Annotated in this window: 13 protein-coding genes; all 13 read right to left on the reverse strand. The window is 67.7% G+C overall.

Going from position 1 to position 15424, the window contains the following annotated elements; genetic code table 11:
* Positions 1-25: 25 nt before the first annotated feature.
* The 13 genes from VUN84_09970 to pyrR all read right to left on the reverse strand — a co-directional run bounded on the left by VUN84_09970 (position 26) and on the right by pyrR (position 15321).
* Positions 26-2182, reverse strand: coding sequence for a primosomal protein N' (locus tag VUN84_09970; GenBank protein XAS62669.1), 2157 nt, complete (start codon positions 2180-2182; stop codon positions 26-28).
* Between the two features lie 170 nt (positions 2183-2352).
* The gene (metK, locus tag VUN84_09975) at positions 2353-3588 is read right to left on the reverse strand and encodes a methionine adenosyltransferase (protein XAS62670.1); all 1236 of its coding nucleotides are present in this window, start codon (positions 3586-3588) and stop codon (positions 2353-2355) included.
* 78 nt (positions 3589-3666) lie between these two features.
* A complete protein-coding gene (coaBC, locus tag VUN84_09980; GenBank protein ID XAS62671.1) occupies positions 3667-4941 on the reverse strand; it encodes a bifunctional phosphopantothenoylcysteine decarboxylase/phosphopantothenate--cysteine ligase CoaBC in 1275 nt (424 codons plus the stop codon).
* A 19-nt stretch (positions 4942-4960) separates the two neighbouring features.
* Positions 4961-5221 carry a DNA-directed RNA polymerase subunit omega gene (gene rpoZ / locus VUN84_09985; GenBank protein XAS62672.1) on the reverse strand — a complete coding sequence of 87 codons (261 nt, stop codon included), beginning with the start codon at positions 5219-5221 and terminating at the stop codon, positions 4961-4963.
* A 44-nt stretch (positions 5222-5265) separates the two neighbouring features.
* Entirely contained in the window at positions 5266-5835 is a 570-nt protein-coding gene (gene gmk, locus VUN84_09990; GenBank protein ID XAS62673.1) for a guanylate kinase, read from the reverse strand.
* Positions 5836-5859: 24 nt separating this feature from the next.
* Complete coding sequence (gene mihF / locus VUN84_09995) at positions 5860-6195, reverse strand: integration host factor, actinobacterial type (protein ID XAS62674.1); 336 nt, start codon at positions 6193-6195, stop codon at positions 5860-5862.
* 163 nt (positions 6196-6358) lie between these two features.
* The gene (pyrF, locus tag VUN84_10000) at positions 6359-7237 is read right to left on the reverse strand and encodes an orotidine-5'-phosphate decarboxylase (protein XAS62675.1); all 879 of its coding nucleotides are present in this window, start codon (positions 7235-7237) and stop codon (positions 6359-6361) included.
* Positions 7230-10556 (reverse strand): carbamoyl-phosphate synthase large subunit, encoded by a 3327-nt coding sequence (carB, locus tag VUN84_10005; protein ID XAS62676.1) that lies wholly within the window; start codon positions 10554-10556, stop codon positions 7230-7232. Before carB ends, pyrF begins: the two co-directional genes overlap by 8 nt.
* Complete coding sequence (gene carA, locus VUN84_10010) at positions 10556-11773, reverse strand: glutamine-hydrolyzing carbamoyl-phosphate synthase small subunit (GenBank protein ID XAS62677.1); 1218 nt, start codon at positions 11771-11773, stop codon at positions 10556-10558. Before carA ends, carB begins: the two co-directional genes overlap by 1 nt.
* Before the next feature lie 23 nt (positions 11774-11796).
* On the reverse strand, positions 11797-12315 hold the full coding sequence (locus VUN84_10015) for a hypothetical protein (GenBank protein ID XAS62678.1): 519 nt from the start codon (positions 12313-12315) through the stop codon (positions 11797-11799).
* Positions 12315-13691, reverse strand: coding sequence for a dihydroorotase (locus tag VUN84_10020; protein ID XAS62679.1), 1377 nt, complete (start codon positions 13689-13691; stop codon positions 12315-12317). Before VUN84_10020 ends, VUN84_10015 begins: the two co-directional genes overlap by 1 nt.
* Positions 13691-14725, reverse strand: coding sequence for an aspartate carbamoyltransferase catalytic subunit (locus VUN84_10025; GenBank protein XAS62680.1), 1035 nt, complete (start codon positions 14723-14725; stop codon positions 13691-13693). The genes VUN84_10020 and VUN84_10025 overlap by 1 nt, the downstream gene beginning before the upstream one ends.
* Entirely contained in the window at positions 14722-15321 is a 600-nt protein-coding gene (gene pyrR / locus VUN84_10030) for a bifunctional pyr operon transcriptional regulator/uracil phosphoribosyltransferase PyrR (protein XAS62681.1), read from the reverse strand. The genes VUN84_10025 and pyrR overlap by 4 nt, the downstream gene beginning before the upstream one ends.
* Between the last annotated feature and the right edge of the window lie 103 nt (positions 15322-15424).

Raw genomic sequence — 15424 nt, forward strand, 5'->3', positions numbered from 1 at the left:
GGTCCGTACTGTGCCGGAACCGTTTTTAGAGTACGTCCACTCCGTCGAGCCGAAGCTGTACCGGATCGTCGGTGCGTTTGGCCGCGGCGGCGACCTTGACGGCCCGCAGCACACTGGTGATTTGTGCGGCCTGTCCGTAGGGCAGGAACATCAGTGTCCGGACGTCCTCTCCCGCAGCCCCTGGAGTTCCGCCGTGGCCGCCGGGTCCGGTGATGACCAGCGGCGCCGGTCCGGCCGTCCGCAATACGATTCCCTGGGCGGCAAGGTTTTGAGTTACGGCCTCGCTGAAGTGCCCGACGGTGGCCCGCCCGCCGGTCAGTGACGCGACCCGGACGGCCGGCGGAAGGTGGAGTTCCCGGCGCAGCGAGAGTTCCCGCTGCGCATAGCCCGCCGGATCCCAGCGCAGCAGGGCACCGACGCCGGCGGCGTCGTCCGCGGTGATCACCACGAGGCCGCCGTCGCCCGCGGGTCGGACCAGGGCCGCGGCATTGAACCAGCGCCGGACGGCGTCCTCCCCCGCCCGCAGGTTTTCGCGGCGCAGCAGGGAGTCGCCGTCCAGCAGCAGTGCCGCCGCATAGCCGCCGGCGGCGACGGGCTCCGCACCGACCGTGGCGACGACAAGGGCCTTCGAGTCCGGAACCGTGGCCAGTACCCGGTCCCCTGACGAGGTGACAACCGGCTTGCCGGGAAAGGCACGGCCCAGTTCCTCCGCCGTGCGCAAGGCACCAGTGGCCCCGCGCCGGAGCCGGGCGCCGTTGCAGGTGCTGCACCGCCAGTCCGGCGCCGGCGTCGAACACCAGCGGCATTGCGGCACGGCAGAGCTCCCGCTGGCCCCGGCGATGGCCAGCGGACCGGCGCAGGACGCACAGCGCGCCGGGTCACGGCAGTTTTCGCAGGCAAGCGAGGGCGCATAGCCGGCCCGTGCCACCTGGACCAGGACCGGCCCGCGTTCCAGCCCTTCCTTGGCAGCGCGCCAGGCGGCGCCCGGGAGCCGCGCGATCCTGGCCAGCGGATCATGCTCGAGTTCGTAGCTGTCCGCCGTGTTCAGCACCCGCGGAACCCTCCGGCGCACCACGGCGCGGTCGGCTTCGACCGGCCACGCCCAGCCAGCTTCGACGAGGCGTTGCGCCTCGGTACTGCGGGTGTGTGCAGCCAACAGGCACGCGGCTCCCTCCTGCTCGGCGCGCAACAGCAGAACTTCGCGGGAGTGGGCGTAGGGTGAGCGCTGCTCGATGTGGAGGTCGTCGCCGTCGTCCCAGCAGACCACCAGCCCCAGGTTGTGGACGGGAGCGTAGGCAGCGGACCGGGTCCCGACGGCAACCCCCGCAGCACCGCTGAGGATCCGCAGGAAGCTGCGGTACCGCGGCGTCTGGCCATCGTCTGCGGTGAGCCGGGCAACGTCTCCGGCAGGAAGCAGTTGCAGGAGGGCGGACTCCACCCGGTCCAGGTCGCGGTAATCGGGCACGACGACGACGGCGCCGCGGCCGGACAGGCGCACGGCCGCCACGGCTTCGGCGATGAGGCGGGGCCAGCCTCCCGGTCCCCAGCCCTGCAGCGCACTGAGTACCGCCCGTGGGGACTCGCCTGCGTTGAGGTGCTGCACGAACGCGGGGCCGTTTCGGTAGGACCCCCAGCTGGATGCTTCCAGCCCGGCCGGAATCGCCGGGCCCGCCCCGGCACCGGAGCCTTCGTCGGCGAAGACGGCAGGATCCAGGATGCCGTCGGGGGCGAGGTCCTTTTCAAGCCTCGCCATCCGTGGCGGCACAGCGACGCGCAGCACGTCGCTGACGTTGCCTGCATAGCGTGCCGCGACGCGGCCGGCGAGAGCTGCGACCGGCGCCGTCAGTACCGGAAGCGGTGAAACCACTTTGTGCAGTGGCACGAGGGGGTGGCCGGCGTCGGACGCAGCGGCCCGTTCCATCAGGTATCCCGGAAGTTCCTGGCCGTTGAACTTCACCTTCACCCTGACCCCGGGCTGTGCGGCGGCATCGAGTCCGGCGGGCACGCTGTAGTCGAAGGGCCGGTCAAGGTGCGGCAAGGAGGACTCCAGCCGCACGCGTGCCACGGGGAGCCGTTCGGCCAGAACTGGACCGGAGGCAGCGGCTGCGGATTTTGGAAAGCCCTGCAGCAGCGAGAGCTGGAAGGGTTCAGCCGAAGCTGGCGCGCCTTGAGCCGGGCTCATCTCTCGTGTCCTCCTTTCGCCTGCAGTTCAGCTCAGCGATTCTTCAGCGAATGTCCGGCACTAAAGAATAGCCAGGCCGCCGGTATTGGCGGCCTGGCTACAGCACATCACGAGGCAGTGACACTTACTGCAAAAACCCGGAGGTGCCCAAGCAAAAGCGTCCGGATGTCTCAGGCGTTGAAGAAGGCCTTCAGCGCGTCAACCCGGTCCAGCCGCTCCCAGGTGAAGTCGGGATCCTCCCGGCCGAAATGGCCATGGGCTGCGGTCTTGGCGTAGATGGGGCGCTTCAGGTCCAGGGCGTCGATGATGGCGCGGGGGCGCAGGTCGAAGATTTCGGCGATCGCCGCACTGATCCGTGCCGGGTCCACGGTCTCGGTGCCGAAGGTCTCCACGTAGGTGCCCACCGGACGGGCCTGGCCAATCGCATAGGCAATCTGGATTTCCGCGCGCTTCGCGAGACCGGCCGCCACCACGTTTTTGGCGACCCAGCGCATGGCGTAGGCTGCCGAGCGGTCGACCTTTGACGGGTCCTTGCCGGAGAAGGCACCGCCGCCGTGGCGGGCCATGCCGCCGTAGGTGTCAACGATGATCTTGCGGCCGGTCAGGCCGGCGTCGCCTACCGGGCCGCCGATGACGAAGGCACCGGCCGGGTTCAGGATGTTCTTGGAGCGGGAGTAATCCAGGTTGGACAAGGCCATCACCGGGGCCACCACGCGCGTCGCGAGATCGGAGCGGAGTTGGTCAAGGCTCGCGCCGTCGGCGTGCTGGCTGGAGATGACGACAGTCTCGACGGAAACGGGCCGGTCGCCGTCGTAGCCGACAGTGACCTGGGTCTTGCCGTCGGGGCGCAGGTAATCCAGTTCCCCGCTCTTGCGGACCTCGGTGAGCCGCTCCGAGAGCCGGTGCGCGAGCCAGATCGGAACCGGCATGTAGGACGGGGTCTCATCGCTGGCGTAGCCGAACATCAGGCCCTGGTCGCCGGCACCCTGGAGGTCGTAGTCGTCCTCCTGGCGTCCCTCGCGGGCTTCGAGTGAGTTAAAGACGCCCCCGGCGATGTCGTTGGACTGCTGGCCGATCGACACAGACACTCCGCAGCGGGCGCCGTCGAAGCCGTTGGCCGAGGAGTCGTAGCCGATGCCGAGGATGGTTTCCCGGACGATCTGCGGTATTTCAACGTAAGCATCCGTGGTGACCTCGCCGGCGACGTGGACCAGCCCGGTGGTGGCCAGCGTCTCCACGGCCACCCGGGACTCGGGGTCCTTGGCCAGCAGGGCGTCGAGGATCGCGTCGCTGATCTGGTCGCAGATCTTGTCGGGGTGGCCTTCGGTCACCGACTCGGACGTGAAGAGCCGGAGCGAGGCGGGCGTGGACCCGTGGAAGTCAGGGATGTGCAGCGGTAAAGTCACTCAACTACCTTACTGGTTGGAAAACGGACGTCCGGCAGCGTGTGTCCCTGGATTAAAGAGACGCCGCTCACTCCGGGCTCAGGCAGGCGGGACTACCTGGCTGAGTTCGGCGCTGATGCGGTCGATCACGGCAGCCGCGACGTCGGACTTTGAACCCGACGCCTCTTGGGCTTCGGAGCCGGAACGCGAAAGGATGACTACGGAGTTGGTGTCTTCGCCGAACACCTTGTCCTGGCCCACATGATTGACCACCAGCAGGTCGCACGCCTTGCGGCGCAGCTTGGCAGCAGCATACTCCAACACGTCGCCGTCGGCGTCACCGGTCTCCGCCGCGAAACCGACAATCAGCTGGCGGCGGGAAGCCGCGTCCCGGACCTCGACAAGCTCACGCAGGATGTCCGGGTTCCGGACCAGTGAGATGACGGGATCGGCGACGTCGTCGCGCTTCTTGATCTTGGTGCCGGAGACATCCGCCGGGCGGAAGTCCGCGACGGCGGCCGCCATGATGATGACGTCGGAGTCGACAGAGGCGTGCAGCGCCGCTTTGCGCAACTCCAGCGCGGTCCCCACCTTCACGACGTCGACGCCGGCCGGAGCGGGAACGTCCATGTGGGCGGCCAGCAGACGGACCCTGGCACCGGCGTCGCGGGCGGCGGCGGCAAGTGCCACGCCCTGCTTGCCGGAGGACCTGTTACCGAGGAACCGGACCGGATCCAGCGGCTCGCGGGTGCCGCCGGCACTGACCGTGACGGTGAGCCCGGCCAGCGGCCGCAAGGGCCCGGACAACGGGTCGTCCGACGGCGGCACGGTCACGGGCACGGCGGAGGCACCGGCGAGGGCCAGTGCGGCGTCGAAGATGGCCTGGGGTTCGGGCAGCCGGCCAGGACCGGAGTCGGCGCCGGTCAACCGTCCGGACGAGGGTTCGAGCACGGTGATACCCCGGCTGCGGAGCGTCTCGACGTTGGCCTGGGTGGCCGGGTGCTGCCACATTTCGGTGTGCATGGCGGGGGCCATCAGGACCGGGCAGCTTCCGGCCATCAGGAGGGTGTTGCTGAGGAGGTCGCTGGCCTGCCCGGTGGCGGCGCGTGCCAGCAGGTCGGCGGTCGCTGGAGCCACCACGATCAGCTCGGCCTCGTGTCCCAGTCGGACGTGGTTTACGGCATGCACGTCGTCGAAAACGCTGTTGCTGACCGGATGCCCGGACAACGCCTCCCAGGTGGCGACGCCAACGAAACGGGTCGCAGCTTCCGTGGGGATGACGGTGACGTCATGGCCGGCTTCAGTAAAAAGCCGGAGGAGCGACGCCACCTTGTAGGCAGCTATCCCTCCCCCGACTCCGAGGACTATGCGCACGTGAGCTCCGCCTGCGTAATTACTCTGCAGGTTCGATCGGTGTGGAGACGAGCTTGCCTTCGTTGATTTCGCGCAGGGCGATGGAGAGGGACTTCTCGTTCAGTTTGGTGTCGACCAGCGGGCCGACGTACTCAAAGAGGCCCTCGTGCAGCTGGGCGTAGTATGCGTTGATCTGGCGGGCACGCTTGGCACCGAAAATCACCAGTCCGTACTTCGAGTCGGCGGCCTTCAGCAGCTCGTCGATCGGCGGGTTGATGATGCCTTCAAGGTTCGTGGACACGAATTCTCCAAATTCTAAACGGGCCGATACGTCCCGGCGCCTAGCTACGGGTTCGGGGTCAGCCCCATGAGTGAAACAAGCTCGTCCGCTGCCCGTCGAACGTCATCATTGATGACGGTGTGGTCAAACTCCGGTTCAGCGGCAAGTTCTAGTTTAGCGGTTTCCAGCCGCTGCTGCTGTTCTTCCGCTGTTTCCGTGCCGCGGCCCACCAGTCGGCGGACCATTTCGTCCCAGCTCGGCGGTGCGAGGAAGACGAACTGGGCGTCCGGGACGGCGTCCTTGACCTGCCGCGCACCCTGCAGGTCGATTTCCAGAAGCACGGAGCGGCCATCGGCAATCGCAGCGTCCACCGTGCTGCGCAGTGTTCCGTAGCGGTTGCGTCCGTGGACAACTGCCCACTCCAGGAGCTCTCCGGCTTCCACCAACGCGTCAAACTCTTCGGCCGACTTGAAAAAATAGTGGACGCCGTCAACTTCGCCGGGACGCGCCGGGCGGGTGGTGGCCGAGACGGACAGCCAGACGCCGGGATAATTGTCCCGGATGTAGGTGGACACGGTGCCTTTGCCAACAGCCGTCGGGCCGGCGAGGACTGTCAGTCCCGGTTTCTTGCTCACATATTCCTTTGGGCGGGTTCGAAGTCAGCGCGGCGGACCGGGCTGTTTGTCTTCTATAAAATCTACCAGCGCCCGGCGCTGGTGAATTCCCAACCCGCGGACCCGGCGCGATGCGGCGATGCCCAATTGCTCCATGATCGCCGCCGCGCGCACCCTGCCAATGCCGGGCAGCGCCTCCAGCAGTTCCACGATCCGCATCCGGGCTATCGCGTCGTCGGTCTCGCCGGCACTGAGCAGCTCCGAGATGGTCAGCGCCCCTGACTTCAGCCGGTCTTTGGCATCGGCCCGGGTGGTCCTGGCCGCGGCCGCCTTCCCCAGGGCGTCGGCCCGCTCCTGCGGAGTGAGGGGTCGCAAACTCATTGCATGCCTCCCTGCGTTGTCGGACGGACCGCACCCACGGTCCGTCCGGAGTGGCCAAGCAGCACCCCGGCGGTACCACGGACCTGTCCTGAACCTACCGTCTGGGCCCGGCAGAAATCAATGGGAAAGTTCAGCCGTGACCACGAACCACCCGGAACACCCCTCAGGCCCCGCGCAGCCCGTCAAGGGTGCGGCCGGCGGCGTCCCGCAGGTCCTGGACCCGGGGACCGGCGTTGAGGATGTCGCGGCTGGACGTGCCGAGCAGCTGGCCGTAGGCGCCACCGAAGGTATGCCGGAGGTCCGCCGGGGTGGCGCCCTGCGCGCCAAGGCCCGGGGCAAGGATGGGGCCCCGCACGGCGGCGAGGTCCAGGTCCAGGTCCGCCAGCGCGGAACCGACGGTCGCGCCGACGACGAGGCCCGTCGACCCCAGGTCACCGCCGTCTTGATCAACGAAGTACCGGCGGTTCTCCACTGCAGCCGCCTGCACAATCCGTCGGGCGACGGAGTCCGCTCCCCCGACGTGCTGGACCGAAGCGCCTTCCGGATTGGACGTCAGGGCCAGGACAAAAACACCGCGCCCGGTCTGCGCGGCGAGGTCCAGCGCCGGACGCAGCGATTCGAAGCCCAGGTACGGGCTGAGCGTGACTGAATCCGCGGCCAGGGGGGACCCGTCCCGCAGCCAGGCATCGGCGTAGGCGGCCATGGTGGAGCCGATGTCACCGCGTTTGGCGTCGGCAATCGTCAGGACGGAGGCGTCCGCCGCCGCGGCGAGGGTGCGCTCCAGCACGGCGATGCCCGCGGAACCGTGACGTTCGTAGAGCGCCACCTGGGGCTTTACCGCGGCAGCGAGCGAACCCACGGCCTCCAGGACGGTCAGCGAGAAACGCTCCAGCCCTGCGGCGTCGTCGCCCAATCCCCAGCGCTGCAGCAGCGCCGGATGTGGATCTATGCCCACGCACAACGGGCCGCGGTCCGCCATGGCCCGGCCCAGCCGGGAGCCGAAGGACTCCCGGCTGGGTGCAGCAGCGACTGCCTCAGGCATGCGAGGCGGCTTCCCGGGCTACCCGCTCCTGCGAGGCCGCCAGGGCCGCGGCGTGTTCCTGCAGGCTCGTGACCGACCATTCGTACGTGCGCAGCGCCTCGATGGCCTGGACGGCGGCGTTGAATTCGGCCACGGTGGTGATGCACGGAATCCCGATCGACGTCGCGGCGGCGCGCAGTTCGTAGCCGTCGCTGCGGGCTTCGCCGCCCGAGGGGGTGTTGAACACCATGTCGATCTCACCGGCGATGACGAGGTCGGCGATGGTGCCTTCGCCTTCGGCGCTAAAGCCCTCCGCGACCTTTCGGACCGGGGTGGCCTGGATGCCGTTGCGGCGCAGTACATCGGCGGTGCCGCCGGTGGAAACGATCTCGAAGCCGAGGTCCGAGAGGCGCTTGACGCCCATGATGACCGAGCGTTTGTCCCGGTTGGCCACAGAGACGAAGATCTTGCCCTCTGTGGGCAGCGCGTTGTTCGCGGCTGCCTGGCTCTTGGCGAAGGCGGTATCAAAGTGCTTGTCGATGCCCATGACCTCGCCGGTGGAGCGCATCTCGGGCCCGAGGAGCGAGTCCACCACTTTGCCCTCGGGGGTGCGGAAGCGGCTGAACGGAAGCACGGCCTCCTTGACTGAGACCGGCGCGTCCAGCGGCAGCGTGGAGCCGTCGCCGGTTTCCGGCAGCAACTTATGCGTGGTGCGAAGTTCGTTGATGCTCACGCCGGTGCCGATCAGGGCCGCCGCCTTGGCCATCTGCACACCGGTTGCCTTGGACACAAAGGGCACGGTGCGGGACGCCCGCGGGTTGGCTTCCAGAACATAGAGCACGTCGGAGGCGAGGGCGAACTGGATGTTGATCAGTCCGCGGACGCCCACGCCCTCGGCGATGGCCAGTGTGGCGGTGCGGACCCGTTCCAGGACGTTGTTGCCGAGCGTAATCGGCGGCAGCACGCAGGCCGAGTCGCCGGAGTGGATGCCGGCTTCCTCGATGTGTTCCATGATCCCGCCCAGGTACATTTCGGTGCCGTCGTAGAGAGCGTCGACGTCAATTTCGACGGCGTCCTCCAGGAAACGGTCGATCAGCACCGGGTGCTCGGCGGTGATCTCGGTGGCGTTGGCGATGTAGCGGGAAAGGTTGGGCTCGTCGTAGACGATCTCCATGCCGCGCCCGCCCAGGACGTAGGACGGGCGGACCAGCACCGGGTAGCCGATCTCATCGGCGATCTTCTTAGCGTCCTCGAAGGACACGGCGGTGCCGTTCTTCGGCGACACGAGCCCGGCCCTGTCCAGGACCTGCGAGAAAGCACCGCGGTGCTCGGCGAGGTCGATCGCTTCCGGGGAGGTGCCCAGGATCGGGACACCGGCGTCGGCGAGCTGCTGGGCGAGCTTGAGCGGGGTCTGGCCGCCGAGCTGGACGAAGACGCCCATCACGCCGCCGGTGCGTTCCTCGGCTGCGATGACTTCGAGTACGTCTTCCAGGGTCAGCGGTTCGAAGTACAGCCGGGTGGAGACGTCATAGTCGGTGGAGACGGTCTCGGGGTTGCAGTTGACCATCACGGTCTCGTAGCCGGCCTTGCGCAGCGCCATGGAGGCGTGGACGCAGGAGTAGTCGAATTCGATGCCCTGGCCGATCCGGTTGGGCCCCGAGCCCAGGATGATGATGGACGGCTTGGCGTGCAGCGCCACCTCGTCCTCCTCGTCGTAGGAGGAGTAGTGGTACGGGGTGTATGCGGCGAATTCGGCGGCGCAGGTGTCCACTGTTTTGTACACCGGCCGGATGCCGAGGGCCTGCCGGACGCCGCGGACGACGTCCTCGGAGTTGTGCGTCAGGGAGCCGATCTGCTCGTCGGAGAAGCCGTGGCGTTTAGCGCGCTTGAGCATTTCCGGGGTCAGGGCCGCGGCGGCCCGGATCTCCACCGAGATCTCGTTCAGCAGCTGGAGCTGGTCCAGGTACCAAGGGTCGATCTTGGTGGCTTCGAAGAGCTGTTCAACAGTGGCGCCGCCGAGCATCGCGCGCTGGACCTGGTGCAAACGCTCTGTGGTGGGCCGCTTGGACTTTTCGATCAGCTCTGCCACGTCACCTGCCGGGACGGGGCTGAAGTCAAGCTGCGAACCCTTCTGCTCCAGGGACCGCAGCGCCTTCTGCAGGGCTTCGGTGAAGTTCCGGCCCATGGCCATGGCCTCACCCACCGACTTCATGGTGGTGGTCAGGGTGGGGTCTGCCGCCGGGAACTTCTCGAACGCGAACCGGGGAACCTTCACCACGACATAGTCCAGGGTCGGTTCGAAGGACGCGGGCGTCTTCTGCGTGATGTCGTTCGGGATCTCATCCAGGGTGTACCCGAGGGAGAGCTTGGTGGCGATCTTGGCGATCGCGAAGCCGGTGGCCTTGGAGGCCAGGGCGGAGGAACGGGAGACGCGCGGGTTCATCTCGATCACGACGACGCGTCCCGTGTCCGGCTCGACGGCGAACTGGATGTTGCAGCCGCCGGTGTCGACGCCGACTTCACGGATCACGGCGATGGAGATGTCGCGCAGGCGCTGGTATTCACGGTCCGTCAGAGTCAGGGCGGGCGCGACGGTGATCGAGTCACCGGTGTGCACGCCGACCGGATCAAAGTTCTCGATGGAGCAGACCACCACGACGTTGTCGTTCTTGTCGCGCATCATCTCGAGCTCGTATTCTTTCCAGCCCAGGATGCTCTCTTCGAGCAGAACCTCGGACGTCGGGCTGTACTGCAGGCCCTGGCCCACGATCCGCCGGAGGTCATTCTCGTCGTAGGCGAGGCCGGAGCCGAGGCCGCCCATGGTGAAGGAGGGCCGGACCACCATCGGGTAGCCCAGGTCCTCGGCCGCAACCAGGGCCTCGTCGATGGTGTGGATGATGTGGCTGCGCGCAGATTCAGCGCCGCAGCGTGCCACGACTCCCTTGAACTTTTCCCGGTCCTCACCGAGTTCGATCGCCGCGATGTTGGCGCCGATCAGTTCGACGTTGTATTTTTCGAGCACGCCGTTCTTGTCCAGCGCAATCGCGGTGTTCAGCGCGGTCTGGCCGCCCAGGGTGGGCAGGATCGCATCAGGGCGTTCCTTGGCGATGATCTTTTCGACCACCTCGGGGGTGATCGGCTCGATGTAGGTGGCATCGGCGAACTCGGGGTCGGTCATGATGGTGGCCGGGTTGGAGTTGACGAGGATGACGCGGAGGCCTTCCTCCTTCAGGACGCGCAGTGCCTGGGTGCCGGAGTAGTCGAATTCGGCGGCCTGGCCAATCACGATCGGGCCGGAACCGATGACCAGAACGCTCTTAAGATCAGTTCTCTTGGGCATTACTTGGTGTCCTCAGTCTTGGATTCGGTGGCAGTCTTGGCGCCGGTTTCGGGCTTGGAAGACGTGTCAGCCATCAGCTGGATGAAGCGGTCAAAAAGGTAGGCGGCGTCATGCGGGCCGGAGGCCGCTTCGGGGTGGTATTGCACCGAGAAGGCGGGGATATCCAGGCACGACAGGCCCTCGACGACGTCGTCGTTGAGGCTCACGTGGCTGACCTCGACACGGCCGAAGCGTTCCTCCGGGGCCTGGGTGGCGCCGTCCAGCGGGGCGTCGACGGCGAAGCCGTGGTTCTGGGAGGTGATTTCGACCTTGCCGGTGCGGCGGTCCATCACGGGCTGGTTGATGCCGCGGTGGCCGTAGCGCAGCTTGTAGGTGCCAAAACCGAGGGCCCGGCCCAGGATCTGGTTGCCGAAGCAGATGCCGAAGTACGGAATTTTTTCGTCCAGCACTGACCGGAGCAAGTTGACCTGGTTGTCCGCGGTGGCGGGGTCGCCGGGGCCGTTGGACATGAAGAAGCCGTCGGGGTGGACCGCCTGGACGTCGGCCAGCGTGGCGGTGGCCGGCAGCACGTGCACCCGGACGCCGCGTTCGGCGAAGCGGATCGGCGTCATGCGCTTGATCCCAAGATCAATCGCGGCGATGGTGAAGCGCGGTTCGCCGTCCCAGCCCCAGTCCTTGGGCTCCACGGTGTACGCCGCATCGACGCTGACTTCCTCAGCCAGGCGCGCGCCTTCCATCGGGGCACTCGCCAGGACAGCGTCCACGAGTTCCTTGTCGGTGGCGCGGACGGCGTCGCCGGAAAAGATCCCGGCGCGCATGGTCTTGTGCTCGCGCAGGTGCCGGGTGATGGCGCGGGTGTCCACCCCCTGGATCCCGACAACCCCCTGCCCGGCCAGTTCGTCGTCGAGGCTGCCTTCGGAGCGCCAGTTGGACGGGCGCCGGGCTGCTTCGCGGACGATGTACCCGGCCACCCAGATGCGGCGGGACTCGGCGTCGTCGTCATTGACACCGGTGTTGCCGATGTGCGGGGCAGTCTGGACCACCAGCTGGCGGGCGTAGGAGGGGTCCGTAATGGTTTCCTGGTAACCGGTCATGCCGGTCGCGAAAACCGCCTCGCCAAGGGCGGTTCCGGTGGCGCCGTAGCTGCTGCCCCGGAAGATCCGGCCGTCCTCGAGCACAAGGGCCGCCGGGGTGGAGGCTGCTGCCTCTGATGTCATTGCGTTGGAGTCCGTCACGTAAGTTACTTTCCACTTTCGGCATTGGCCTGGGGGGCCGCGGGGATCAAATTTTGCAGGGTGGTGAGGAGGGGGGTGTTATCGCTGGCGTGGCGGGTGCGGAAGCCGGAATCGAATTCGCGGGTGCCCAGCACCCAGCTGATCACCAGCAGCCCGTCCTTCTCGACGAATTTGCCGGCCATGCCGCTTTCCCGCCGCACCCCCGTGAGGCGGGCGGCCGGAATGAAAACCGGTCCGGCGCCGGAACGGTCGAACAGCACGCCCTGGGGATAGATGCTGAGTTCGGCGTTGGTGCGCAACCCCAGGTTGTGGACCGCGATGCGGTCCAGCCAGTCACCGGCGGTGGTGGTGGCGACGTACTGGCCGTCGGCGACTGCCAGCGCCGCGCCCAGTTCCGCCGGAACCTCCGGGAGCGGGTCGACGTCGGCCTGCCGGCGCAAGCGGTTCCGCCAGCCGAACCAGATCAGCAACAACGCGGCGCCGACAAGGACCAGGACCAGGAGCAGGGAGAGTTCCTTGACCATCAGTGGGACCCCGCCGTTGCGGCGCCGGGCAGGTCTGTGGCCTCCGGGAGCCACCGGTAGGGGGTGTTAAGTGCACCGTTGAGAACGGTCGGGTGGCCCCTGAAGAACGTCGCCACCACCTTGCCGGGAAGTTCCCGGCCGGCAAACGGTGAGTTACGGCCCATGGTTGCCATCTTAGAAGGGTCCACGGTCCAGCGCGCAGCCGGGTCCACGAGTATGACGTTGGCGGGTTCGCCGGGAGTCAGCGGGCGGCCTTGGTCGGTGAGCCTGCCAATCGCGGCCGGCGCGGCGGAGGTTACCCGGGCGAAGTCGGCCCAGCCCATCAGACCGGTTTCAATCATGGTGTGCTGCACCACGGACAGCGCGGTTTCGAGTCCGGTCATGCCCATCGCGGCCTGCGCCCATTCGCATTCCTTGTGCTCGCTGGGGTGCGGGGCGTGGTCGGTGCCGACGACGTCGATGGTGCCGTCCGCCAGCGCTGCCCGCAGGGCCTGGACATCGGCCTCGGTGCGCAGCGGCGGGTTGACCTTGTAGACCGGGTCGTAGCTGCGGGCGAGCTCGTCCGTGAGCCAGAGGTGGTGCGGCGTGACCTCGGCGGTGACGTTGACACCCCGGGATTTCGCCCAGCGGATGATCTCCACGGACCCGGCGGTGGAGACGTGGCAGACGTGGAGGCGGGAGTCGACGTGCTGGGCGAGCAGCACGTCCCGGGCAATGATGCTTTCCTCGGCGACGGCGGGCCAGCCGGTGAGGCCGAGGACGGCGGAGACCACGCCTTCGTTCATCTGCGCGCCGGCGGTCAGCCGCGGTTCCTGCGCGTGCTGGGCAACGACGCCGTCGAACGCCTTGACGTATTCGAGGGCGCGGCGCATCAGGACGGGGTCGCTGACGCAGACGCCGTCGTCGGAGAAGACCCGGACCCGGGCGCGGGAGTCCGCCATCGCGCCGAGTTCGGCGAGCTGCTCCCCCGCGAGGCCCACAGTGACGGCACCCACCGGGCGGACGTCCACCCAGCCGGCGGCGCGGCCCAGCGTGAGGACCTGCTCGACGACGCCGGCGGTGTCCGCGACCGGGGTGCTGTTGGCCATCGCGTGCACTGCTGTGTAGCCGCCCAGGGCCGCGGCACGGGTGCCGGTCTCCACCGTTTCGGCGTCCTCGCGGCCGGGTTCGCGCAGGTGGGTGTGGATGTCCACCATGCCGGGCAGGGCCACCAGTCCGGCCGCCTCAAGGACTGTGGCATTGCCGGCGTCGAGGTTCCGGCCCCGTTCGGTGATGATCCCGTCGCGGATCAGGAGATCTTCGGGGGCTCCGCCGAGGATGGCGGCGCCGCGGATCAGATAGGCGCCGGCGGTTGCGTCCTGGTGCTGTGGTGCCATTAGTGGCTCTCCTTGGTGGCGTGGGCGGAGGTGTGCTCTGCGGAGGGGGCATGGGAGGTCGAAGCCGCTTCGCGGGTGTCGCCGGAGAGCAGCAGGTACAGGGCCGCCATCCGGATGGACACACCGTTGCGGACCTGCGCGAGGACCGTGGAGCGGGGCGAGTCGGCCGCGTTGGAGGAAATTTCCAGGCCGCGGTTCATCGGCCCGGGGTGCAGGATAATGGTGTCCTTCAGGCCCAGGCTGTCCAGCGCGCGGAGCCGGTTGTCATCGAAGCCCCAGCGGCGGGAGTACTCGCGGGTGGTGGGGAAGTACGAGGCGTTCATCCGTTCGCCCTGGACGCGGAGCATCATCATCGCATCGACGCCGCGGGCGAGGGTCAGGTCGAGGTCGTAGCTGACGGTGCACGGCCACTGTTCAACGCCGATCGGCAGCAGCGTCGGCGGGGCGACCAGGGTGACCTCGGCGCCGAGGGTGCGCAGCAGCCACACGTTGGAGCGCGCCACCCGGGAGTGCAGCACATCACCGGCGATCGCGACCCGCATGCCTGTAAGGTCTGCCCCGGCCGAGGGGATGCCTGACAGCCTGGACCAGTGCCGGCGCATGGTGAAGGCGTCCAGCAGTGCCTGGGTGGGGTGTTCGTGGGTGCCGTCGCCGGCGTTGATGACGGCGGCGTCGATCCAGTCCGTCGCCGCGAGCCGGTGCGGGGCGCCGGAGGCCCAGTGCCGGATGACGACGGCGTCCGCCCCCATCGCGGACAGCGTCTGGGCGGTGTCCTTGAGGGACTCGCCCTTGGAGACGGAGGATCCCTTCGCAGCGAAGTTGATGACGTCGGCGGACAGCCGCTTCGCGGCGGCTTCAAAGGAAATGCGGGTGCGCGTGGAGTCCTCGAAAAAGAGGTTGACGACGGTCCGGCCGCGCAGGGTGGGAAGTTTCTTAACCTCACGCTCGCCCACGGCCGCCATTTCCTCGGCGGTGTCGAGGATGCGGATGGCGTTGGACCGGCTCAGGTCTTCGGTGGAGAGCAGGTGCCTCACGCGGTGGCCTCGATGACCACTTCGTTGACGGGGGCGCCGTCGATCACGTCGGTCTCGGCCAGCCGGACCCGGACTTTCTCGGCGGAGGAGGTGGGGAGGTTCTTTCCGACGTGGTCGGCGCGGATAGGCAGTTCGCGGTGGCCGCGGTCGATCAGCACTGCCAGCCGGACGATCCGCGGACGGCCGAGGTCGATGATGGCATCGAGGGCGGCCCGGATGGTGCGGCCGGAATACAGGACGTCGTCGATCAGCACCACCACCTTGTTATCGATGCCCGTGCGGGGCAGAAGGGTGGGGTACGGCGGCCGCGTCGCCTGGTGGGAAAGGTCGTCGCGGAACATGGTCACATCCAGCTGACCGACGATCGCGGCGGGATCCACGGCGGGGTCGGCGGCGGCAATCTTGGCTGCGAGCCGGACGGCGAGGGGGTACCCGCGCCGCGGAATACCCAGCAGGACCAGGTCCCGGGAGCCCTTGTTGGACTCGAGAATTTCATGGGCGATACGAGTGAGTGCACGGTCGATGTCCGCCTGGTTCAGTACTACACGGGTGAGTACAACCTTGGCCGGAACCGGTGCTTCTGGAGCAGAAGTCAACGCTCGTCTCCCCTTTCCCCGCCTCACGGGACGGAATTAAAAAAGGATTGTTTGCGGTCCCAAAATACCACAGCGACACCTGCGGCCCTGCCCGCCGGCATGC

The organism is Micrococcaceae bacterium Sec5.8, assembly GCA_039636775.1.
Classification (GTDB): domain Bacteria; phylum Actinomycetota; class Actinomycetes; order Actinomycetales; family Micrococcaceae; genus Arthrobacter.